Origin of the sequence: Nitritalea halalkaliphila LW7, from assembly GCF_000265075.1 — a bacterium.
GTDB classification, from domain to species: Bacteria; Bacteroidota; Bacteroidia; order Cytophagales; family Cyclobacteriaceae; genus Nitritalea; species Nitritalea halalkaliphila.
Genome location: NZ_AJYA01000013.1, coordinates 16,287 through 37,173, shown reverse-complemented (window position 1 = coordinate 37,173; position 20,887 = coordinate 16,287). Strand labels below are relative to the sequence as shown.

Annotated in this window: 19 protein-coding genes and 7 pseudogenes; 11 read left to right on the top strand and 15 right to left on the bottom strand. The window is 50.1% G+C overall.

Annotated elements, in window-relative coordinates; genetic code table 11:
• Positions 1 to 46: 46 nt before the first annotated feature.
• Positions 47 to 307, top strand: coding sequence for a hypothetical protein (locus A3SI_RS04845; protein ID WP_009053985.1), 261 nt, complete (start codon positions 47 to 49; stop codon positions 305 to 307).
• 87 nt (positions 308 to 394) lie between these two features.
• Here A3SI_RS04845 and A3SI_RS04840 read toward each other — a convergent pair.
• From A3SI_RS04840 to A3SI_RS04830, 3 genes and pseudogenes are all read right to left on the bottom strand, one after another.
• Positions 395 to 1,238 (bottom strand): annotated as a pseudogene (locus A3SI_RS04840) (mechanosensitive ion channel family protein).
• Positions 1,239 to 1,274: 36 nt separating this feature from the next.
• Complete coding sequence (locus tag A3SI_RS04835; protein WP_009053980.1) at positions 1,275 to 1,988, bottom strand: methyltransferase domain-containing protein; 714 nt, start codon at positions 1,986 to 1,988, stop codon at positions 1,275 to 1,277.
• A complete protein-coding gene (locus A3SI_RS04830) occupies positions 1,978 to 3,066 on the bottom strand; it encodes a type III polyketide synthase (RefSeq protein ID WP_009053978.1) in 1,089 nt (362 codons plus the stop codon). Before A3SI_RS04830 ends, A3SI_RS04835 begins: the two co-directional genes overlap by 11 nt.
• A 76-nt stretch (positions 3,067 to 3,142) precedes the next feature.
• On the opposite strand from A3SI_RS04830, the gene A3SI_RS22195 reads away from it, so the two are divergent.
• Genes A3SI_RS22195 through A3SI_RS04815 form a run of 4 tightly spaced genes read left to right on the top strand, consistent with a single transcriptional unit; the run spans position 3,143 to position 4,774 of the window.
• Complete coding sequence (locus A3SI_RS22195) at positions 3,143 to 3,688, top strand: UbiA family prenyltransferase (RefSeq protein ID WP_316929074.1); 546 nt, start codon at positions 3,143 to 3,145, stop codon at positions 3,686 to 3,688.
• The gene (locus tag A3SI_RS22190; protein ID WP_316929073.1) at positions 3,670 to 4,053 is read left to right on the top strand and encodes a UbiA prenyltransferase family protein; all 384 of its coding nucleotides are present in this window, start codon (positions 3,670 to 3,672) and stop codon (positions 4,051 to 4,053) included. The genes A3SI_RS22195 and A3SI_RS22190 overlap by 19 nt, the downstream gene beginning before the upstream one ends.
• Positions 4,054 to 4,077: 24 nt before the next feature.
• The gene (locus A3SI_RS04820; RefSeq protein WP_040670178.1) at positions 4,078 to 4,347 is read left to right on the top strand and encodes a hypothetical protein; all 270 of its coding nucleotides are present in this window, start codon (positions 4,078 to 4,080) and stop codon (positions 4,345 to 4,347) included.
• Positions 4,348 to 4,378: 31 nt separating this feature from the next.
• Entirely contained in the window at positions 4,379 to 4,774 is a 396-nt protein-coding gene (locus A3SI_RS04815) for a hypothetical protein (protein WP_009053973.1), read from the top strand.
• 80 nt (positions 4,775 to 4,854) lie between these two features.
• Here A3SI_RS04815 and A3SI_RS04810 read toward each other — a convergent pair whose 3' ends face one another.
• Positions 4,855 to 5,484: a hypothetical protein gene (locus tag A3SI_RS04810; protein ID WP_009053971.1), complete on the bottom strand. Its 630-nt coding sequence runs from the start codon at positions 5,482 to 5,484 to the stop codon at positions 4,855 to 4,857.
• A gap of 44 nt (positions 5,485 to 5,528) precedes the next feature.
• Entirely contained in the window at positions 5,529 to 6,551 is a 1,023-nt protein-coding gene (locus A3SI_RS04805) for a dipeptidase (RefSeq protein ID WP_040670176.1), read from the bottom strand.
• Between the two features lie 133 nt (positions 6,552 to 6,684).
• On the opposite strand from A3SI_RS04805, the pseudogene A3SI_RS04800 reads away from it, so the two are divergent.
• The 3 pseudogenes from A3SI_RS04800 (at position 6,685) to A3SI_RS04790 (ending at position 9,873) form a co-directional block, all read left to right on the top strand.
• Positions 6,685 to 7,196, top strand: a pseudogene (locus A3SI_RS04800) (3-hydroxyanthranilate 3,4-dioxygenase).
• Positions 7,197 to 7,205: 9 nt separating this feature from the next.
• Positions 7,206 to 8,503, top strand: a pseudogene (kynU, locus tag A3SI_RS23525) (kynureninase).
• Between the two features lie 13 nt (positions 8,504 to 8,516).
• A pseudogene (locus tag A3SI_RS04790) lies at positions 8,517 to 9,873 on the top strand (FAD-dependent oxidoreductase).
• 147 nt (positions 9,874 to 10,020) lie between these two features.
• On the opposite strand, the pseudogene A3SI_RS04785 reads toward A3SI_RS04790, so the two are convergent.
• The 5 genes and pseudogenes from A3SI_RS04785 to A3SI_RS20230 all read right to left on the bottom strand — a co-directional run bounded on the left by A3SI_RS04785 (position 10,021) and on the right by A3SI_RS20230 (position 13,963).
• Positions 10,021 to 10,652, bottom strand: a pseudogene (locus tag A3SI_RS04785) (thioredoxin family protein).
• A gap of 7 nt (positions 10,653 to 10,659) precedes the next feature.
• Positions 10,660 to 11,151, bottom strand: a complete 492-nt coding sequence (locus A3SI_RS04780) for a TlpA family protein disulfide reductase (protein ID WP_009053960.1) — start codon at positions 11,149 to 11,151, stop codon at positions 10,660 to 10,662.
• A 414-nt stretch (positions 11,152 to 11,565) separates the two neighbouring features.
• Entirely contained in the window at positions 11,566 to 12,378 is an 813-nt protein-coding gene (locus A3SI_RS22175; protein ID WP_009053958.1) for a chloride channel protein, read from the bottom strand.
• Positions 12,366 to 13,274: a chloride channel protein gene (locus A3SI_RS22170; protein WP_316929072.1), complete on the bottom strand. Its 909-nt coding sequence runs from the start codon at positions 13,272 to 13,274 to the stop codon at positions 12,366 to 12,368. The genes A3SI_RS22175 and A3SI_RS22170 overlap by 13 nt, the downstream gene beginning before the upstream one ends.
• Positions 13,275 to 13,370: 96 nt before the next feature.
• Positions 13,371 to 13,963, bottom strand: a pseudogene (locus A3SI_RS20230) (M28 family peptidase).
• Positions 13,964 to 14,431: 468 nt separating this feature from the next.
• Here A3SI_RS20230 and A3SI_RS04765 point away from each other — a divergent pair.
• On the top strand, positions 14,432 to 15,466 hold the full coding sequence (locus A3SI_RS04765) for a hypothetical protein (RefSeq protein WP_009053955.1): 1,035 nt from the start codon (positions 14,432 to 14,434) through the stop codon (positions 15,464 to 15,466).
• A gap of 65 nt (positions 15,467 to 15,531) precedes the next feature.
• Here A3SI_RS04765 and A3SI_RS04760 read toward each other — a convergent pair whose 3' ends face one another.
• The 4 genes and pseudogenes from A3SI_RS04760 to A3SI_RS04745 form a co-directional block, all read right to left on the bottom strand.
• Positions 15,532 to 15,789 carry a DUF6952 family protein gene (locus A3SI_RS04760; protein WP_009053952.1) on the bottom strand — a complete coding sequence of 86 codons (258 nt, stop codon included), beginning with the start codon at positions 15,787 to 15,789 and terminating at the stop codon, positions 15,532 to 15,534.
• Positions 15,770 to 16,083 (bottom strand): annotated as a pseudogene (locus A3SI_RS04755) (thioredoxin family protein). The gene A3SI_RS04760 and the pseudogene A3SI_RS04755 overlap by 20 nt, the downstream one beginning before the upstream one ends.
• Positions 16,084 to 16,173: 90 nt before the next feature.
• On the bottom strand, positions 16,174 to 16,755 hold the full coding sequence (gene yjjX, locus A3SI_RS04750; protein WP_009053950.1) for an inosine/xanthosine triphosphatase: 582 nt from the start codon (positions 16,753 to 16,755) through the stop codon (positions 16,174 to 16,176).
• Between the two features lie 13 nt (positions 16,756 to 16,768).
• Positions 16,769 to 17,476 carry a YebC/PmpR family DNA-binding transcriptional regulator gene (locus tag A3SI_RS04745; RefSeq protein WP_040670174.1) on the bottom strand — a complete coding sequence of 236 codons (708 nt, stop codon included), beginning with the start codon at positions 17,474 to 17,476 and terminating at the stop codon, positions 16,769 to 16,771.
• Positions 17,477 to 17,695: 219 nt separating this feature from the next.
• Between A3SI_RS04745 and A3SI_RS04740 the strand changes: the two genes are divergently transcribed.
• Both A3SI_RS04740 and A3SI_RS04735 read left to right on the top strand, forming a co-directional pair.
• Positions 17,696 to 17,974 (top strand): hypothetical protein, encoded by a 279-nt coding sequence (locus A3SI_RS04740; RefSeq protein ID WP_009053948.1) that lies wholly within the window; start codon positions 17,696 to 17,698, stop codon positions 17,972 to 17,974.
• Between the two features lie 211 nt (positions 17,975 to 18,185).
• Positions 18,186 to 19,169: a hypothetical protein gene (locus A3SI_RS04735; protein ID WP_156810169.1), complete on the top strand. Its 984-nt coding sequence runs from the start codon at positions 18,186 to 18,188 to the stop codon at positions 19,167 to 19,169.
• A gap of 226 nt (positions 19,170 to 19,395) precedes the next feature.
• Here the strand turns inward: A3SI_RS04735 and A3SI_RS04730 are convergent, their stop codons facing one another.
• Complete coding sequence (locus A3SI_RS04730; protein ID WP_009053946.1) at positions 19,396 to 20,886, bottom strand: glutamate synthase subunit beta; 1,491 nt, start codon at positions 20,884 to 20,886, stop codon at positions 19,396 to 19,398.
• Between the last annotated feature and the right edge of the window lies 1 nt (position 20,887).

The following is a 20,887-nucleotide window of genomic DNA, read 5'->3' as shown; positions in this document are numbered from 1 at the left end:
CCAAACGAAAAACCTGCAAACACGAAGAAAAACCTGGAAAATCAGCTTGTACAGGCTGAAAAAGAAGCGTCTGTGGGAGAAAAAAGGAACGCAGAAGAACAAAAACACCTCTCCCGAAGCCCGCGCCAAAGCCAAACAGGCAGCATACGCCGCCAAATGGAAGGCGCTGGAAGCGGCAGAGGCTGAAAAAGCAGAAAAGGACACGGACACAGAGGAGGATAGCCGGGATTTCGGAGGATTTCCCAGTGATATCTCCCTGGGGCATAACCTAGGGTGCACCCCGGAGCGTAAAAAAAGGCGAGACTGATGCTCGCCTTTTTTTATTAACTCCAGATAGGAGCACCTCGAAAAATCACTTTGCGCCCAGGCGCAAAACACAGGCGCTCCGCTTCCCTTAAGCTCCTTTCGGATCGCCGGGCTTTCCTTCTGGATAGTAATGATGCACATCCTGCTGCGGGAATGGAATCTCGATATCATGGGCTTCGAAGGCCTCCTTAATTTCCTCCATTTTCTCCCAGTATACTGCCAAAGGTTAGCGGCATCGGTCCAGCAGCGGACAGATAGGTCGAGCGAGCTGTCTCCGAAAGTAGTAAATAGCACCACTGGCGCCGGGTCTTTATGCACGCGCTCATCCTTTTCTAATAGCTCTAAAATAACGCGACGTGCCTTCTTTAGGTCTGTGCCATAGGCCACCCCCACGGACATCTCCACACGGCGGGTAGCTTGTCGGAGAGGTTCACGATCTTATTATTCGCCAGGGCACCATTCGGCACCGTCACGACTTTATTATCAAAATTACGAATCTTCGTGTACAGGATCGCGATGCTTTCCACAGAACCGAGCGTGCCCTGCGCATCGATGGTATCACCTACGCGGAAGGGTTTAAAAATCAGGATGAGTACGCCTCCGGCAAAATTCGAGAGGGAGCCCTGTAGCGCTAAACCGACGGCCAAACCTGCCGCACCCAAGATAGCCACGAAGGAAGCCATCTGCATGCCTAGGGTGGTGGCGATACTGATACCTAACAAAACATATAACAGCGCACTCAGCAAACTCTTCAAAAAAGTAGCTAAAGAAGCATCTATCTCATATTTAGTAAAGGCATTTCCTAGCAGACGGATGGCAAGCTGAATCACATAACGCCCTACCAGGAATAGCAAAATAGCCTTCACTAATGCGGGGCCTACATCCTTAAGTGCTAAATCAAGTAAGCGTTCGGTTAATAGGTCTAATTCCATAAAATTTTTGATTTTTTTTAAAATTACATTTCTCCGCTATTTTATGCAAAGAACTTGCCACCTGAATGCCCAAAACCAGCGAATTTCCACTTTTTCGAAGCCCGCTTCCTGACAAAGTGCGCGTAGCTCTGCTGCACGAAAAGCCCTTCGAACCGAAAGGGGAGCATCGTTTTGTACCATGGGGCTTTTCGAAAACAGGCGTGTGAGCAGGCGAATGCTATAAAAAGCCAGGGGATGCCGGTGCAGATCGTTGATGATAACACCCAGCTGCACTTTCTCGCGCAGGACCCGCAGCAGGGTCACAAATTCGGCATCGTTCAGGTGATGGGTGAAAAGCGTGCAGGTGGCTACATCTGTCCCTTCGGCTAAAAAATCAGGGGCAAAGACGTTTTTTTGGAAGACGCGCACCTCGGGGAGGTCGACCAGATTTTTCTGAGCCGCCGCCACCGTGGCCGCATTCGCATCTACTCCAGAGAACTCGAAGCGATCGAGGACCTTTTGGGCCCGGGCCCAATTCCACATCACGCGCAGCATATCGCCACCCCCACAGCCGAGGTCGAGGACCCGGATTTTGCCCGAAGGGCGCCGGCGCAACCAGTACCGGAGGCCCGAGGTGGTGACCGTATTTCCGCCCAGCAGCCTGTTGATGGTTCGAAGCTCCCGTAGAGTCTGCTCCAGCACGGGGCCGGAGGCTTCGAAGTCATCCATCCATTCTTTCTCGTAGGAGCGGGTGCGGAAATCAGGCTTCATAGTTTAGGAGTAAGGTTTCTAGGGTAAGGCCAGGGCCAAAGCCCATCGCTAAGATCGGGCCATCAGGCTGCTGCTGCATCCAGCGTTCCAGCACGAAAAGAATCGTGGCCGAAGACATATTGCCATGCGAAGCGAGCACTTGGTAGGAAGGTTCGAGCTGGCTGCGATCCACACCGAAGGCCTCACTCACCTTGGCTAAAATCTGCTTGCCGCCAGGGTGAATGGCGAAATTCGGAATGCGGTCCAGGGCGTAGGAAGCTTGGAGGCGGCCCCGAAAGCGGTCGATGGCGCCAGAGAGAAGCTCGGGTACGTACTTGGTTAACTTCATTTCAAAACCGAAATTACCGATTTCCCAGGCCATGTCCTCCTCTCCAGCTCCTACGAGGGCGCTGTATTTTTGAAGGAGGCGAAGCGAAGGCCTTTTCGGGGACTTTGGCACGATGAGTGCCGCCGCCGCACCATCGCCGAAAAGCGCATTCGCGAGCAAGTTATCCTCGGTAAAGGTTTTCTGGAAGTGCAGCGTGCAGAGCTCCACGCAGACCAGCAGCACCTGCGCATCGGGCCGTGTCTGGCAGAGGGCATCGGCTAGCTTTAAACCATTAAAAGCCGCATAGCAGCCCATAAACTGAATGCTGTAGCGCTCCACATCTGGGGCTAGGCCGAGGCGCTGCTGCAGGTCCACCTCCAAGCCGGGCGCATACATGCCCGTACAGCTCACCACGATCAGGTGGGTAATGGTTTCGGGCGACACCTCCGCCTGCTTCAGGCATCGGCCCGCGGCTTCCGCCCCTAGGTCTGGGGCATGCAGACGGTAGGCCGCCATCCGGTCTACGGTAGAAGGAAAGGGTTCCAGGGCTTCGTTTGGAGGGAAAAACTGGTAGCGAACAGGCTCTGACTCCTGAAAATCTCGCAGCACACTCTGGCGCGAAAGAATTCCCGACTGCCGATAGATGAAGCGCAGCTTACGCGCATCATCTCCCTTCAGCTGGTGGGCCCGCTCCATAAAATCAGCGATACGCTGCTGGGGAATATCCGCCCCGGGATTAGCCGAGCCTATGCTCGATATATAGCTATTCATGCAGTAATTTACGCGTTATTTGGCTAACTTGGTTATGCCTACCAAACATCCTGCTCACATAAAAGTTATGGCATCGATGACGCTTACCTTTAAATCCGCGGACTGGAAGCACCTCCGCATCCCCTTTTCGTACTACCTGCTTCCCGTATTTCTTTTTGCGCTCGCTTTTATCCCGGACCCGGATCCTACACGCTTTCTGCTGGTATTCATTAGTTTACATCTCTTCCTATATCCCTCCAGTAATGGCTATAACTCCTACTTCGATAAGGATGAGGGCAGCATCGGGGGCTTGCGGACACCACCTAAAGTCACGAAAGGGCTTTATACACTTTCTTTGCTCTTTTTCGGCATCGCCCTGCTCCTTGGGCTGGCGGTGAGCCTTCCCTTTACCCTGCTCATGCTACTGTACGGCTTGGTCTCCATGGCCTATTCCCACCCCAGCATACGTCTGAAAAAATATCCTTTTGGCAGCTGGCTCGTCGCGGGAATCTTTCAGGGCTACCTGACCTTCATCATGAGCCTCAGTGGACTCGGAGCAGGTGGGCTGGAACTGCTCATCCGGCCCGAATATGCACTCCCCGGGCTGCTGACACCTTTGTGCTCATGGGCTCCTATCCGCTGACACAGGTGTACCAGCACGAGGAAGATGCGCGCCGTGGGGACCAAACGCTCAGCCTCCTACTCGGAAAAAAAGGCACCTTCCGCTTCTCCGCAGTCTGGTTTCTACTTTCTGGTCTGGCCTTTGCGGGGTACTTTTGGGCCACGGGCCAAAACTGGGCAACTCTCGGGTTTTTCGTCTTTTTAAGTCCTCTCCTGCTGTTTTTCGGCTACTGGATGCGAAAAGTCTGGCAAAACCCCGAGCGCTACTGCGATTATACGCATGCCATGTGGATGAATCGGCTTTCAGCCACTGCGCTCAACCTGTTTTTTGCCTGGTACTGGCTGGAAAGTGGAGAAAATCTCCTGCTTTTTGCCCTAATCCATTAATTTTGTAACCATGGGAGAGAAAAAATGCCCCACTGCGGGGAATGGTCCGCCTGGAATGGAGACATGCGTGACGCCTGCGATCACTGCGGAAAACCACTCGGCGGACGTGACTTGGACTACCAGGAAAAACGAGATGCCGACACCAAGCGTAATGAAGAACAGTGGATTTTTTACATCAAAGAAAGCGACTCCGAGGCTGTAAAGCTGGCCAAGCAGGTTGGAAATTTCTTCTACACGATCTACATGGGCATCATCACCTTCATTGCCTGGCTGATCGCCGTGCTACCCGGCTGACCCCACATTTTACCCACCAAACAGGACAGCCATGGACACACATAAAAGCGCCATCAACACCTTCCACGTGTGGCTGAGCCCCTATTTCTGGGTTCCGGCACTGCTGTTTTGGATCAACCAGTACATCGAACGCGTGCTCGAAATCCACCTGCCCTACATCCATGCTTATGGAGATGACCTTCTTGCCATGCCTGTGGTTTTCGGCCTCACGCTGCAAGTCTATCGCTGGATTCATCCATTGCGGGAGGCCTTCATTTTCACCCCCGCACAGCTCATCGTCGGCCTGCTCTACTTTTCCCTGCTCTTCGAGGTCCTGCTGCCACGCTTTTTGAGCACCTATACAGCCGACCCCTGGGATGTGCTCTGCTATGCCCTGGGCACCGTATATTTTCATTACCTCCTGAACCGCCCCGCCTGCCGCTACTAGTTGCCTTTCCTTTCACTCAGACTTTTCATACAGGCGCGCTCCCGCGCAAAAAAAACACCTAAACAGCCGCTCTGAAGGGCTTAAAACCAAGTCTCCTGCACCCAAAACACCCGCTGCTCCAGCGCTGTGAAGATATAGTTCCCCTCATGATCTAGCACCAGCTGCACGGGCTTTTCCGCCTTCAGTTTCATGTCAGGGAGTGCTGGACGCGTTAATTCCAAGTAAAGCTCCGTCTCCGGAATAACCGTGATACGACCGGGCGTACGCCACTTTTTCCACTGACCACTCTGTACAGGCGTAAACTTTTGATCCCCCTGAAACAGGAGTTGCTGCACCCCTAGCTGAGAGGTAAACTCCAGGACACTTTGGCGCAGCGCGCCGAAATCCCCGAAAACGTGCACCGCCTCATGCTTCGAGGCCTTCAGGTAGTGGAGCGCAGTGGCGTAGGCTGTTTCTGGCGTACACTGTAAAAATTTCAGGGGGTAGTGCGCCCGCAGCAGCTCGGTTTCCCGCGCCGCGAACTCCTCTGAGACCAGCGCCACATCGATTTTAACGCCCCAAGACAGCACCTTTTCCAGCACTGCCTCCGCCACTAAAACCGTCGGCGCCCACTCCAGCAGTGCGCCCATAGCCTCGGCATCCACTCCCGCTACATCGAGCAGCAGCAGTGCCGGCTCCTGTTGTTCCTTTACAAAATGATGACTTGACATGTACGTTGTGCGTTAAATCCTGCATGCTTCACCTCTGCTTTGCGCTAACCGCGCAAAAGACCCGCCTCCACTACCTGACGCTGGCGCTGAAAAAAGGCAGCGGCATTTTGGTAGGCAAGTTTAGGTAAATACGCACTGGGCAGGTATTGTGCCAATTTTTCCAGCAGGCTCGGATAACAGCTGGCATTTTCTACATTCGGGAAGTAAAAAGGATGGCGAGAGGGGTCAGGGAAGTTTTTCGTGTAAAAATAATCCGCCCCGAAGCATAAGGCCTCTGGGCCAAAACGCTCCATGCCATGCACGATATGGGCAAAAATCCGCTCAGGATTCTCTGTATCCAAAAAAGCTCTCAAAAAATTTATACCGATGACACCCCCGCGCTGCACCACTTCCTGTGCGAACTCATCGGAGATATTACGCGCATGCGGCCACACCGCCCGAAAGTTCGAGTGAGAGGCTAAAACCGGTAATGTTAATCCTGCCTTCTCGATATGCTGGAGGATTCCCTCCGCGAGCAAGTCCGAGGTATGGGACAGGTCGATGGGAATGTGGAGCTCCGCCATCGCATCCAAAAGCTTTTGTCCATCCGCTTTTAAGCCCACCCCCTCGGTGTAATTTCCTCCGCCGAAGCGATTTTCAGTATGATGCGTCAGGGAAATATAGGCCAGCCCGCCCACTGCATGATGGATGGCTTTCAGCCGCTGAAGGGCCTGCGGCAGCGGGGTATTTTCTTCCGCCAGCCCGGCCGCATTTTCGATCGCCGCCAGCGCACCGATGCCCGGATGAGCGCTTAAGTCCTGCAGCTTGCCCGCCTCCATCGCATGCACCCGATCCGCGTACGCCGATAAAAGATGCTGGTAAGCAGCCACCTGGCGATCTGCCAGCGCCATACTGCCAGGCCGCACATCGGTATAGATCGCGAAAACCTGTAAGTGAACACCTCCCGCCTGCAGATGGGGCAGTGCACAGGCGATAGCATCCGCCTTCATCGGATCGGCCTGAGGCACTACAGCTAAATACGACAAGAGATCGCAGTGGGTATCCACTATAGGAAATGAAGATAGCATAAGGGTTTGGGTAATTTTATGGCAAAAATCCGCGTGTTTTTTAATACTTTTACCGATTGATTCGGTTATACGCTCAACAGCTTTTCCCTGTTGGAAAAGAAAAGCCGTGCAAATCTCCCAAAAAAATACCAGAATGCCCATCGCCAGACCTTTTAATTTTACGCAGTGGATAGCAGAAAACCGGCACTTACTGCGCCCACCGATAGGGAATCAACAAGTTTACCTAAAAAATGACGATTTTATCGTGATGGTGGTCGGAGGCCGAACAGCCGGACTGACTTCCATTATAACGAAGGAGAGGAGTTGTTCTATCAGGTAGAAGGCGACATCGTTTTGAAAATCGTGGAAGAGGGACAGGTGGTGGACATCCCGATTCGAGAAGGAGAGATGTTTTTACTACCTCCCCGTGTGCCCCACAGCCCCCGCCGCCCGGCAGACACTGTCGGGCTGGTCATCGAGCGCTACCGAAGAGCCGGGGAGCAAGACGGCTTTCTCTGGCACTGTGAAAACTGCGGTCACGAACTCTTTAAGCATTTCGAAGAAATCACTGACATCGTGAGCCAGCTGCCTCCTATCATGGAGCGCTTCTGGTCGAACCCCGCACACACCACCTGCTCCTCTTGTGGTACCGTTATGACCCGCTAATCGAACCCTATGGAGACGACCCCTAAAGCATTTATATTTCAGGAGGGCCTGGCCTTTGCGCAAGCGCTGGATAAGCAGGACCCCCTACGTAGCTTCCGTGAGCGCTATTACTTCCCGCAGGTGCATGGGCAGCCCGCCCTTTATTTCTGTGGAAATTCACTCGGGCTACAGCCCAAGAGCACCTCAGAATACCTGCAGCGCGCCCTGGATAGCTGGGCCACGAAGGCAGTGGACGGACACTTTTATGGCGAAGATGCTTGGTACCACATTCGCCAGTTATCCAAGCCCGCCCTAGCCGCGCTCACCGGGGCAGAGGAACACGAAGTCGTGGCCATGAATAACCTGACGAGTAATTTGCACCTGCTGATGGTCTCCTTCTACCGCCCTTCGGGCAAAAGGGTAAAAATCATCACCGAAGCGGGCGCTTTTCCTTCCGACTATTACGTCCTGGAGACGCAGCTGCGCTACCATGGCCTCGACCCGGATGCCTGTCTGGTGGAACTGCAGCCTCGAGAAGGGGAGCAGACCCTGCGTACCGAAGACATCGAAGCGAAGATCCGAGAGGTGGGGGATGAGCTTGCCTGGTCATGATGGCGGGCATTCAGTACTATACTGGACAGCTTTTTGATATGCAGCGCATCACCGCTGCTGCCCATGCGGTGGGTGCCCTCGCCGGCTTCGATCTGGCACATGCCATCGGAAACGCCCCCCTGGAACTCCATGCCTGGGGTGTAGACTTCGCCACCTGGTGCAGCTATAAATACCTCAACTCTGGCCCTGGAAATGTGTCGGGTATCTATGTACACGAACGCTGGGCGGAGCGCCCCGATCTACCACGCTTTGGCGGCTGGTGGGGACACGATGAAGGCGAGCGCTTTAAGATGGAAAAAGGCTTCCAACCCATGTACGGTGCCGATGGCTGGCAGCTGGCGAATAGCAATGTCTTGGCCCTCTACGCGCACCAGGCGGCACTAGACCTCTTTATGGAGGCAGGAATTAAAAGATTAAGGGAAAAAAGTGAACAATTAACAGCCTACTTAGCGTTCTGCTTAGGGAAGATCGGCACCCTGAAGGAGTGGGTACGCATCATTACCCCTGCAGAGCCAGAGGCGCGTGGCTGCCAGCTCAGCCTACAAGTGAAAAAGGGGGGCAAGGCACTTTTCGATGCCTTATACGCCCGCGGTGTAGTGGGGGACTGGCGCCATCCCGATGTCATTCGGATAGCACCCACCCCGATGTATAATCAGTATGAAGAGGTGTACCGCTTCGCCCAGCTTCTCGAAGAAGAGCTGAAGCGGTTTACCTGAACAGGAAGTAAAGATGACGAAAGAATCAAATGCAATAAACATACTGGGTGCGGGTCTGATCGGCTCCCTACTCAGCATCTACTTTAGAAAGCGTGGGCTAGACGTACACGTGTATGAAAAGCGCGCTGACGGCCGCCAGCAAGAACTCCTCGAAGAGGGACGCTCCATTAACATGGCCCTCAGTGATCGGGGTTGGCGTGCACTGGATAAAATCGGCTTCGTGAGAAAGTCATGCCCTTAGCCATTCCGATGTACGGGCGCCGGATTCACGATGAGCATGGAAATACGAGCTTTATGCCTTACGGCAAAGAAGATCAAGCCATCTACTCCATTTCCCGCAAGAAATTCAACCAGCTGCTCATCGAGGAGGCGGAGGCGGTAGGTGCTGCCTATCACTTCGAGCATCGCTGTGAAGACGTCAACTTGGAGAAGCGTGAAATTCTTTTTAACACCCCTGCTGGACCTAAAAAGGTTTCCTCAGAAGTCATCATCGGTTCCGATGGCGCGTACTCCTCCCTGCGCATGGCCATGCAAAAGCAAGTTCGCTTTAATTTCCGTCAAGAATATATCTCACATGGCTATAAGGAACTCACCATCCCAGCTCGCGAGAATGGTGGCTTCGCCATGGATCCGAATGCCTTACACATTTGGCCACGGGGCAAGTTTATGTTGATTGCCCTTCCCAATCCGGATGGTTCCTTTACCTGCACCCTGTTTTTGCCCTTCGAGGCACCAAGGTCTGCTTCGAAAAAATCCAAGATGCCCGTGACGTAGAAACCGTCTTCCGCACCTACTTCGATGATGCCTTCGCCTTGATGCCAAATCTAGCGGAGGAGTTCTTCAAAAATCCAACGGCGGCCCTCGTGAACATCGAATGCTTCCCTTGGGTACAAAATAAATGCCTGTTGATCGGGGATGCCTCCCATGCGATGGTTCCTTTTTACGGACAGGGCATGAACTGTGGCTTCGAAGATGTCTTTGTCTTAGATAGCCTGATCGATAAAATCGGCACCGCTGCTTGGGAGCTGATTTTCGCCAAGTTCCAGAAAATACGCAAGCCGAATACGGATGCGATCTGTCAGCTCGCCCTGGATAACTTCATCGAAATGCGTGATGCCGTGGCGGACCCTAAGTTTCAGATCCGTAAAAAAATCGAAGCCAAGCTGCACGCCCTTTATCCGAAGGAGTGGGTGCCGCTGTACACCATGGTCACCTTCAGCGACATGCCCTATGCGGAGGCTTATGCGCAGGGACAGCTGCAGGATGCGATCATGCGACAAGTTCTGGCCGATCCACTCATTACCCAAAACTGGGACAAGTTGGATTACGAAGATATCATCAACCAAATGGATGCCGCGAAAGCGGTCTGAATCTAAAGAGGCGGTAAGGGCGCTTACTTTGCGCGACAGCCGCCACTGAGAAGTCACAAATGCCCAAATAAAAAGAAAAACCTTTCGAATCCTTAAAATTCGAAAGGTTTTTTTGTCTAGGAAGTAGGACAGACGAAGAAAGTGAGCCTATTCCTCTTCTCCCGTCGGCGTCCACTTGATGGTACAGCCGATCGCCTTAGTAGTGGTCACTGCCACATTTTTATTTTGCATGATCGCCGCCATAGCATCTTCCACGTAGCGCTCCGTCACAGCGCTGGCATCTTGGTAGTTATTATCGATAGCGCCGATATACTTCACCACGAACGCATCGGCCTCCTTATGCAGCAGATAAACATGCGGCGTGCGTGTGCCTCCATAGGCCTTTATCACCTCCTGTGTCTCATCGTAGACATAAGGGAAGGGAAAGCCCTTATCGCGCGCGCGCTCCTGCATTTTCTCATACGAATCGCCCGGACTTACCTTCGGATCGTTCGGGTTAATGGCGATGACGGGGTAGCCTCTGGGGCAAATTTCTCGTGCAACGCGATCATGCGGTCCTCATAAGCCACTACATAGGGGCAGGAGTTGCAGGAGAAAATCACGATGGCGCCTTTCGCATTCGAGAGACCACTAAGGGAAACCCAAGAGCCATCGACACTCTTTAACTTAAAGTCGCTGGCCTTATCGCCTATCTTTAGCCCTTGGCTATCCTGTGCAGAGGCGGCTGCGCCCACTGCCAGTAGGCAGCAAAACAGTCCGAAACGGAGTAGGTTTTTCATGATATATTTATTTATGGGTGGAAATTAACTCAGATAGTGCGGATTCACTTAACTCTCCCTCATGGAAATAGGTTTCTCCATTCGCCTTTACAAAGAGCGTGGCAGGAATAGCCCCCGACCAGGAAGGGTCTATTTTATCGATCCAGGCATTAAAATCTACATCATCTAACAGCAGGACAGGATGCTGCACTTTTCTTCTTTCGATGAAGGAGGTTACCCGCTCCGGCTTGCGCCCATCGTCCATGCTGATAAAGAAGAGGTCCACGTTAGGGTCAGCTGAGGCTAAAGACTCGAAGTGCGGCATTTCCTTAATGCAGGGCGCACACCAGGTGGCCCAAAAATTATAAATCCGCAGCTGATCAGAGGGCGCTTGAATATGCGCCTCCAGTTGCGGGAACTTAATGATCGTAAACGAGTCGCTTTCAGCTTTAGGTAGGGTCGCCCAAAAAGCCTGAGATGCACCAAGAAAACAGACAATTAGTAAAGAAAATAATTTCATGACTATCTAGGTTTGCTTTTGTACTTTATCACGTAACAATAAGATCATATACACATGTATCTAAAATGGATTGAGTCGCCTAAATTGATGATTCGAAAGAAAACCGAAGGAAATATGCTGGATTCCAATCATGTATGTAACTGAAGACATGTAATCAGGGTTTCACCGTTCGTAAAAAAGCGGCTCAGAAGGCTAAAATCGGTCATTCGCGGGTTGAAAATATTTATCCACACTTATCCACACTTATCCACATTGAATAAAATTAAAGCCACAACTCTCTGAATTTCAGGCGCTTGTGAAATAAAAGAAAAATTTGATTTTGTGGATAACGGTTTGAAAATGAGAATTTTAAAATATGCAAGTCCTTAAAAATCGGCAGCATCCAGAGAAAAAAAGAAGAAAGTTTTTCGTTGATCAATCTTGATTTTGTTTAATCAAGCGCTTGCGGTACGCATTGAAAATCCTCGATTTTGAAATAAAACCTAAGTATTTTCCATCCGCTAAAACAGGGAGGTTCCACGCCCCAGAGCGCTCAAACTTGCCCATAACTATTTGCATATTTTCACCTAAAAATATAAAGTCAGGAGGACTGTGCATCAGGTTTTTTACTCGCAGCTGATGCTGTTTTACAGGGTCAAACATAATCGTACGGATATCATCTAAGGTAACGATTCCGACCAGAGCACCATCCGCTCCTAATACAGGAAAAATATTCCTTTTTGACTTTTTCACGAGTTCACAGAGTTCTGCCAAGCTGGCCTCCGGTTCGGTAGGAAGCAGGTCTTTCTCCGTTATTTTCCGCAGATCGATCTGGTCTAAAAGCTCCTCATCCGTGCTTTCTGGAATATAACGCCCTGTATCCTGCAGCTGCTGCTTGTATAGGGAAGCCTTATCGAAGTAAGTGGTCGTAAGAAAAGAAATAGCAGACACCAGCATCAGCGGCAAAAACAGGGCATAGCCACCCGTCAGCTCAGCGATTAAGAAGATAGCAGAAAGCGGCGCATGCTGCACCCCACTCATCAGACCACACATCGCCACCAGGGTGAAGTGTGCCACCGGAAGAGAGACTGGAAGCCATCCGAGGTAATTCAAGACATAGGAAAAAAGAAAGCCTGCAATAGCTCCCGCAAATAGAGAGGGTGCAAAAATTCCACCACTGCCTCCCGCTCCTATCGTGATAGCCGAAGCGATCGGCTTAACCAGCAGGACTAAGCCTAAAAAGAGCACAATGAACAAGGCTTATCTACCTCCGATAAAAAAGGGGAGTTTTGAAGTATTCGCGCAGGGTCATTTGCGATCAGCGCATTTAGCGTCTCATATCCCTCCCCATAAATGGGCGGAAAGAAAAAGATGATCAAACCGATAAACGCTCCCCCGTAAAGTAATTTTACTGCAGGCTCCTCTAATAGCCCCATTAACTTTTCAGTACGCAGCACGATTCGACTAAAATATAGGGAAACTAAACCCGTAAACACCCCTAATAATAGGTAATATGGCATGTGAGCCGCTAAAAAATCGTCTTGCAAGTTAATTTCTAAAATACTACCCGAATCGGCGAATAATAGGGCCGTGATAGACCCCATAACGGAAGCCAGCAGCAACGGAATAAAGCTCCCCGCACTCACCTCCAATAAGATTACCTCTATCGCAAAAATAACCGCTCCGATGGGGGCGCCGAAAATCGCAGAAATCGCCCCCGCTGCACCACAGCCGATAAGCAATGTCCGCTTTTTCGCATTCAGGTGCATGGTAAGCCCAACATTCGACCCGATGGCTGAGCCCGTCATCACGATAGGCGCCTCCAAGCCCACAGAACCACCGAAACCTACTGTGAGAGCTGAAGTGAGCACCCTGCTGAACATTTTCACCCGCGGAATCAAGCTATTCTGCTTACTGATCGCGTAAAGCACATCCGGAATTCCGTGACCGCCTACATCTCTTAGAAGGTAATTACCCACTATATACGCTAAGGAAATCCCGATTAACGGGTAGATAATATAAAAGAAATTGGCGTAGGCCGCATTAAAATCCTGCGTTAAAAAATGCTGAATCGCATGCACGGCCCACTTCAGAAAAACCGCTGCCAAACCCGAGATAATCCCGATCACAGCACTAAGCAGCAAAACAAAGTTTTTTGTGCTTAAATGGCGCAAGCGCCAAATCAGAAGTTTGGAAAGAAGAGTTTGTGCCGCCACGGGTGTTCTGCTTATGCGCCTTGTTTAACGGAAAGATTTTCCCGCAGTTAGCGCTTGATCCAGACCTATAACACTATTTAAAACCAAGCGAAATGCTTGAACGAAGCCCTCTTGATCCACCCGATCAAAAGTATCTGAAGCTTTATGGTAATCCGGATGATCGTCCACACCAAAATAAATAAAAGGTACTCCTTCACGATGGAAGGCGGCGTGATCGGAAGCCATCGTCCAGTCACCTGGTCCTGGCGTATCATGTCCATACACGAGCTTGATATCCCCTGCACCCGCCTGAACAGGGTCTAATACCTGCTTCAGCTTAGGATAATGCGCTGTTCCTACCGCCCATAACTCCCGCGCTAAATCGAATCGACTCAGCATATCCATATTAATAACCACCTCCACTTGCTTCATCGGAAAGGGAAAATCTGCCACCAAGGCCCTAGAACCATGATGTCCGAGCTCTTCAGCATCCACGACTGCAAAAAGAATGGAGTTTTCAGGGCGATTCGTACTAAAATAACGTACCATTCCTAAGAGGCTGCTACACCGGAGGCATTATCATCCGCGCCATTAAAAATCTCCCCCTCTTTTTCACCCAAGTGATCGTAATGGGCCATAATTACGATAAGTTTCTCGGAGCGTGTGCCGGGAAGAAAACCGATGATGTTTGTAGCATCCTCATAGGCCTTTTGCTCCCTGCGGGCCTCAAAACGGAACGGCTGCTTGTAACCCGGAAACTGGGACCGCAGCCCAGCCTGCTCGAAAATTTCGATAATATGTTTCTGGGCCATCTTACTCCCCTCGGAGCCCGTTTTGCGCCCTTCAGTGCGTCCGAAGCTAGGTATTCAAAATCACGCAGCATGGCCTCCGTGTCTGGGGAGCTCTGCGCCAGAGCCGCAAAGGACAAGAAAAGGACAAAAACACCTTGTATGAATAATCGGAATATAGTTTTCATGTGCTTTGGTTTAATATGCCCTAAATTTCATGGAATTCTACTAATAGTGGAAACATTTTCGAGAAAAACTTCCGCCCGAATCTAATATCATGCGAATTCTACGTTAATTTTATAAGTGAAATTTAGACCCATGTTGCGTTTACTCCTTCTGCTCTCCTTTTTTCTTTGGTACAGTACCCCTGTCCTCAGTCAAAACACTCCTGCCGACCTCTTTAGCGGGAAGATGATGGTGCTGATTTCAGGCGCTCCAGATGCCAGTCCCTACTTGGAATGGCAAGAGCTAGCCGAAGCGCTACACCCCGCCTTAGTAGCTGCGGGAGCTGATCCCATCGGATATTTTGAGCTCGAAGAAGTAGCCCTTTCAGAAGAAAGTCAGCAGCGCTTCGCAGCGGGTTTTGCGCAGCGCCAAGTACAAAAAATCGCCATTCTCACACGAAAAAGTTCCGGCAAGATCACCTGCAGCATCATGCCTTTTCAGCCCAACCGAGAAATGGTACGGGTCGATGAACTCTGGCAGCTCGAAAGTAATAATGCGAGCGATTTCTACGCCGAAATGGAAACCCTCGGACAGCAGCTTAGCAGCACCAACTTCCTCGTGCTGCAGGTGCCTGAATTCCCGAGCATCGCGGGGGGCGCGGCAGGAGCGAGTGCTGGCTCTACCGGAAATGCCGGATCCGCCCGCTTCTTGCGCAGTAAACCCCTAAATCTGGATGTCTTCGCGCTCGGGATACCCCTGGCAGGCTTTCAAGCAGGAGCGGGACTCTTAAATAACTTCCGCTACGATCGACTCGGCCTCAGTGAAAGCCGCATCGCCCTAGAGCGCACGAAGGAACAGCAGGACCTAGAGCGGCTTTTCGAAGCCTATTATCCGCATCGTTTTGTATTTTTAGATCAGCCGCAGGAGCGGCAAAGTCTTCTTAATCAACGCATCCAATTTATCCTTAGTAAATTAGAGGGGCGTGAAAGTGACCTTATGGAGAGCATGGGATTTCCAGTGCCAGCAGACCGTAACACCCAGCGGATCGTCACGAAATATTACATCAAGTTTCTGGTACGTGATGAAAATTATGCTGGCGCACAGTGGGATGCTGCCGAAGACCCCGGGCAGGCACTCGAAAATTTCTTGCTACAGCTTCATCCGGCCACTGCAGATCGGGAAAAATAAAAATGGAAGCCCGAGGGCTTCCATCACGCTAAAGAATGTTTTTCGGGTGATTAAACAGACTCAGCTTACTTATCTATCGCTCCCATAACACGCTTCATAAACGTATTCATGGCTTCTTTCTTGTCCATTCCTCCCTTAATCATTTGATTTACTTCCAGGGAGCCGTACATATTCGATAATAATTCGCCTATTACCTCTATTTCTTCATCTTTTAACGAAGAAACTTCGGAAATGTTTTCCAGTAGCTCTATAGTTTCATTTACCCAGTCCTCATCATTAGACTCGATAAAAGAAACGATCTGCTTAATTAGTGGTAACCTCATCGATTAATGCTTTAAGTGCTTCTTCTTTATTCGTTTGAATCTGATTAACTAAGCTTCCACCTTTAAAGGCTGCGAAAGTCGGCAAATTCGTCACCTCAGCCATTTTACGTGATTCCGGATGCTTCTCCGCATCTACATATACAAAGGTAACGCCCTCGTAATCGCCGGATAAACGCTTCATTTTAGGCTTCATGATTCGACAAGCTCCACACCAGGTGCACCATACTGCACGATCACTTTATCGTTATCTGCCACTAATTGGCCTAAACTATCTGATTCTAATTCCTGTAGCATATTGTTATTGGTTTAGTACTTAATGGATGACACAAAGATAATATTTATTGAATTATAAAACCAATCGAAAAAAACTATGGGCTATTTAACCTATCTATCCCCATATAAATTCGACTGAATAAATGGAATACAGGCTAATAACACGGCCTGACCATAATATGTTCTACGTGTTAAGGCGCCTTTCGTTAGTATTCCTACAGCACCGGAGCCCTGCTTGGATTGCTGCCGCTGAAAAACCTGATCATCTGCCTGCCCTAATTCCATACCTTGCTCGACTAGCTCTTGAATCACTTTCGGCAAAATAAAAGAGGCTGTCCGCGCCTTGCCACGCTTACCTTCACGATCCAAGATTACGATCCATGCAAAGGCCTCCAACTCCTCGCCCACATGCCCGACTCCGCCTTCGATACCTACCCAATAGTCCGCTTCTGGAAAAGCATTTTTAGCATTTTGGGCACGATTTAGCGCCCCCTGAAAGGTATCCGCATCACCAAAAGGCTGATCCGCTACCCCAGAGTCCACATCTAAACCCTGAACCAATAGGTCCGCCATAAACGCCTGACTGAAACCATCGTGCACACTGGCTTGCTTGACAGGATTTTTACTCCCTACTATAATGTGAAATTTTTGAAGGTGCTCCGAGGTTATATTTCTTCTTTTTGGAAACTGCATACGACCGGGGTGTTTAGGCCAGGTTAGTGAAGACCTGATTCACATCATCGTCTTCCTCGATTTTTTCTATTAATTTATTCAACTCTTCCTCCTGTGCTTCATCGAGCGCGATGGTCGTACTTGGGAACCACTGAAAATCTGCATTCGTCACTTCGATTCCACGCTCCTCCAGCGCTTTCTGCATATTGCCGAAATCTTCGAATGCTGTGTAAGCGAAAAACTCACCCTCATTTTCAGCGAGCTCTTCCAGTCCGAAGTCAATTAATTCTAACTCCAGCTCTTCGATATTCAGGTCATTCTGAGGAAAGCGGAACACTGCCTTGCGTGTAAACATAAACGAAACCGAGCCAGAAGTTCCAAGGGAGCCCCCATACTTGGAAAAATAATGCCGCACATTCGCCACTGTTCGGTTCGTATTATCGGTCGACGTCTCTACTAAGATGGCGATGCCGTAAGGGCCATATCCTTCGTAAAGCACCTCTTCATAGTCCTTCTCATCCTTATTCGACGCACGCTTAATCGCCGCCTCGATCCGATCTTTCGGCATGGCCGCACCCTTCGCGTTCTGAATCACCGTACGTAACTTGGCATTCGTCGCTGGATCAGGACCGCCCGCCTTTACCGCCATCACGATTTCCTTTCCCAGGCGCGTGAAGACTTTTGACATTTTACTCCAACGTTTAAATTTTCGTTCCTTACGAAATTCAAATGCTCTTCCCATAACGTTTCAGCTAAATTTATTCCCGTAAAAATAGTAAATCTTTCCCTCCAGTGGATAGTGGAAAGGCATTTTTAGCCTGGAAAGGAGTGAAAAAAGCGTTCCCTTTGCGCCCCGGCGCAAAAAAAAACGCAAGACCTCTTTAAACCTTTAATACGGCAGCACATCTAAACAGTAGATTCGAATCTTTACTAAACCTTACAACACTAAAAAAAACTGAAAATGAACACGATCAAAGTAATAATTATAGGTATTTTCCTCTTTGGCTTACAGGGCGCCTTTGCACAGCAGGGACCGTATGGCCCCAGGGGAGGACAGGAAGCCGGAAAAGGGCCCATCGAACGCATGTCCGAGGTGCTTGAGCTTGACGCTGAGCAGGTAGCCGCATTAGAAGCGCTCATGGGAGAGCAGCGAGAAAATCGTATGCAGCAGCAGGAAGCATGCGGAAAAATCGGGAACAGCAGCAGAAACAGTTTCAAGCGGGTATTCAGGAGATACTAAGCGAAGAACAGTGGGCGAACTGGCAAGCCTACCGAAAGGGGCAGCAGGACGTTCGCCAGCAGCAGCGTAAACGTATGCAACAGAGAAGGGGCGGGCCTAAAAACCTAAATTGATCCCTTTTCGCCTCCCTCCGGCCACCACCGGAGGGATTTTTTTTGCTAACCCTTTCGGCACCAACTACGTATATAAGTGTAGATCAATGGTTAAAGGAATGAAACAGCTACCCGTACACGCACTTTTTGTAGCCTTTCTGTTGCTGGGCTTATTTCCCTTTGCGCAGGCGCAAAATGACATTCGTAACTTCATGCCGCCGCCAAGACCCCTTCCTGCTGTACAACCTATACAGCCGATTCAGCCCGTAATGGCAATACAGCCTATGAAGGGAATAGATCCTTTTACAGGAATACAACCTATAAAGGGAATAGAACCTTTTAAAGGAGTAGAACCTATGAAGGGTATAGAACCTTTTAAAGGAATACAACCTATGATGTGGATAGAACCTATGCCAGATTTTCCACAGATGCCGGACATTCAACGCTTAGAGCTCATTTTTATAAAAAATTTTAGAAAGAAGAAGGTTTCAGAGGGTGAGGCCAAAAGAGCAAATTCGTCTGCCCAAACTTCTCCCTCTAATAGCGGCAGGGTGCAGGAAGCACATATTTTCCCTACGCATGCTGGGCTCCCTAACGTTACACCCAGTCAAACGGTTCGGAAGCAGCCGGATGGAACAGTAGAAATTTTCCAGACCACTAATGGAGTTCGAGAGCTAAACCCCTCTCATGTCATCCGGCCGCAGGCAGACGGTTCCCGCCAAGTATTTCGTGTAACAAACGGCGTTCAGGAAATCGCTCCCACACAAGTAATCCGGACACGTGCGGATGGTACTCAGGAGGTCTTTAACACAACAAGCTTCGGAATACCGGAGGTAGCACCCGCACAAGTGATTCGAACACAGCCAAATGGCACCCAAGAGCTGTTCAATACGCGCTTTGGGGTTCCCGAAGTAGCGCCCGCCAAAGTGATTCGCAGCCAGCCGAACGGCACGCAAGAGGTGTTTTCTACCACCAACGGGATTCCTGCACTGACACCAGTAAAGATCATTCAGCCGCAGCCGCCAGCATTTCCACAAATACCCTCCCCTGGTACGCCCCCTACTTCTAACCCGCCTGTAAGTGCATGGCCTACATGGCCTTAAACTCGGTCGGGTATAGTTAGCGGAGCCTCATGCTGTACCAATAGGTGAGCCTGTGAAAAAATGAGTATACCATGGCCCTCGATAAAGGCGAACAGAGCAAAGCTCCAAGAGCTTTTTATTTTTCAAAGCGCACTAACAGCAAAAGCAAAAAGCACCTCCGAGGAGGTGCTTTCAGGGGCTGTGTCACCCTATCATCAAACTAAAACGATTCAAATTAAAAATTTGCTTACTGTTTTTCTTCCACATAAGGTTTCGAAATATCGAAATAACCCTCATCTTTCCGCGGCAGCGTGCTTTCACCCATTAAATATTCATCCACGGCAACGGCAGCTTCACGTCCTTCTGAAATAGCCCAAACGACAAGGGACTGCCCTCTACGCATATCACCAGCTAAAAACACCTTCGCATTTGTGCTCGCATAAGGAATATTTTTTCCAGTTTTCGGCAGTGTGTTCTCTTGGGTCTGTACACCAAATGCACCGAGTAGACCATCCTGTGCCGGACCTGTATATCCTATCGCTAAAAAGGCGAGATCACAAGGCACCACGCGATTTGACCCTGGAATTTCCACGAACTGCATACGTCCATCAAGATGTTTCCATTCGATATCTACCAGCTCTAAACCAGTCACCTGACCTGCTTCATCGCCTAAAAACTGCTTTGTAAGTACAGAGAATTTTCGCTCTGCACCTTCTTCATGCGAGGAGGAAGTGCGTAGGGTCATTGGCCATTCTGGCCAAGGGTTCACCACCGCACGCTGTTTTGGAGGCTCTGGAAGTAACTCCAGCTGCGTGATCGAAGCCGCTCCATGACGATTAGAAGTACCGATACAGTCACTACCCGTATCACCGCCACCGATGACGATCACATGCTTTCCGGCAGCAGAAATAGGATTCTCTTCGATTTCTCCACCGATTACCTGATTTTGACGTCCTAAAAAATCCATAGCATAGTGCACTCCCTTCAGGTCTGCACCGGGAATAGGTAAGGCGCGTGGCTGGGCTGCTCCTGTCGCTAAAACCACAGCATCAAAATCTGCTAAAATGGCACTTGCTTCGATCGTCTGGCCTATGGTGACATCCGTTTTAAACTGCACACCCTCTTGCTCCATAACCTCGATTCTACGATCGATTACCCATTTTTCCATCTTGAAATCCGGGATGCCATAACGTAAGAGCCCGCCCACCTTATGGTCTTTCTCAAATACAGTAACTTCATGCCCCGCTTGATTCAGCTGGTCTGCAGCGGCTAAGCCAGCAGGTCCAGAGCCGATTACAGCCACGCGTTTACCCGTTCGCGTAGCCGGTGGGGCCGGCTGAACCAAGTTCAGCTCAAAGGCTTTTTCTGCTATATTTTTCTCAATTAACTCGATCGTAACCGGATCCTTATTGATACCTAACACACAGGAAGCCTCGCATGGTGCTGGACAGATACGTCCTGTAAACTCAGGGAAGTTATTCGTTGACCGTAAAATTCGATACGCCTCTTCCCACTCTTGCTGATAAACTGCTTCATTAAAATCTGGGATAACATTTCCCAGCGGACAGCCCGAGTGGCAGAAAGGTATGCCACAGTCCATACAGCGCGCCGCCTGTTGGTTTAACTTCTCCCCAGAAAACGGCACATATATTTCCTTATAATCTTTTTTTCTTTCCTCAGGGCTACGCGTCTCTGGCGTCTCCCGCTTATAAGCTATAAATCCTTCTTTCGCTCCCATC

Bases quoted from the DNA above. Each gene is read 5' to 3' on its own strand.
- A3SI_RS22190 (WP_316929073.1), top strand. From the start codon at position 3,670: ATGGGCTCCTATCCGCTGACACAGGTGTACCAGCACGAGGAAGATGCG.
- A3SI_RS04830 (WP_009053978.1), bottom strand. From the start codon at position 3,066: ATGAATAGCTATATATCGAGCATAGGCTCGGCTAATCCCGGGGCGGAT.
- A3SI_RS04740 (WP_009053948.1), top strand. From the start codon at position 17,696: ATGAACACGATCAAAGTAATAATTATAGGTATTTTCCTCTTTGGCTTA.
- A3SI_RS04810 (WP_009053971.1), bottom strand. From the start codon at position 5,484: ATGTCAAGTCATCATTTTGTAAAGGAACAACAGGAGCCGGCACTGCTG.
- A3SI_RS04765 (WP_009053955.1), top strand. From the start codon at position 14,432: ATGTTGCGTTTACTCCTTCTGCTCTCCTTTTTTCTTTGGTACAGTACC.
- A3SI_RS04760 (WP_009053952.1), bottom strand. From the start codon at position 15,789: ATGAGGTTACCACTAATTAAGCAGATCGTTTCTTTTATCGAGTCTAAT.
- A3SI_RS04745 (WP_040670174.1), bottom strand. From the start codon at position 17,476: ATGGGAAGAGCATTTGAATTTCGTAAGGAACGAAAATTTAAACGTTGG.
- A3SI_RS04815 (WP_009053973.1), top strand. From the start codon at position 4,379: ATGGACACACATAAAAGCGCCATCAACACCTTCCACGTGTGGCTGAGC.
- A3SI_RS04835 (WP_009053980.1), bottom strand. From the start codon at position 1,988: ATGAAGCCTGATTTCCGCACCCGCTCCTACGAGAAAGAATGGATGGAT.
- A3SI_RS04730 (WP_009053946.1), bottom strand. From the start codon at position 20,886: ATGGGAGCGAAAGAAGGATTTATAGCTTATAAGCGGGAGACGCCAGAG.
- A3SI_RS04820 (WP_040670178.1), top strand. From the start codon at position 4,078: ATGCCCCACTGCGGGGAATGGTCCGCCTGGAATGGAGACATGCGTGAC.
- A3SI_RS04780 (WP_009053960.1), bottom strand. From the start codon at position 11,151: ATGAAATTATTTTCTTTACTAATTGTCTGTTTTCTTGGTGCATCTCAG.
- A3SI_RS04735 (WP_156810169.1), top strand. From the start codon at position 18,186: ATGAAACAGCTACCCGTACACGCACTTTTTGTAGCCTTTCTGTTGCTG.
- A3SI_RS22195 (WP_316929074.1), top strand. From the start codon at position 3,143: ATGACGCTTACCTTTAAATCCGCGGACTGGAAGCACCTCCGCATCCCC.
- A3SI_RS04805 (WP_040670176.1), bottom strand. From the start codon at position 6,551: ATGCTATCTTCATTTCCTATAGTGGATACCCACTGCGATCTCTTGTCG.
- yjjX (WP_009053950.1), bottom strand. From the start codon at position 16,755: ATGCAGTTTCCAAAAAGAAGAAATATAACCTCGGAGCACCTTCAAAAA.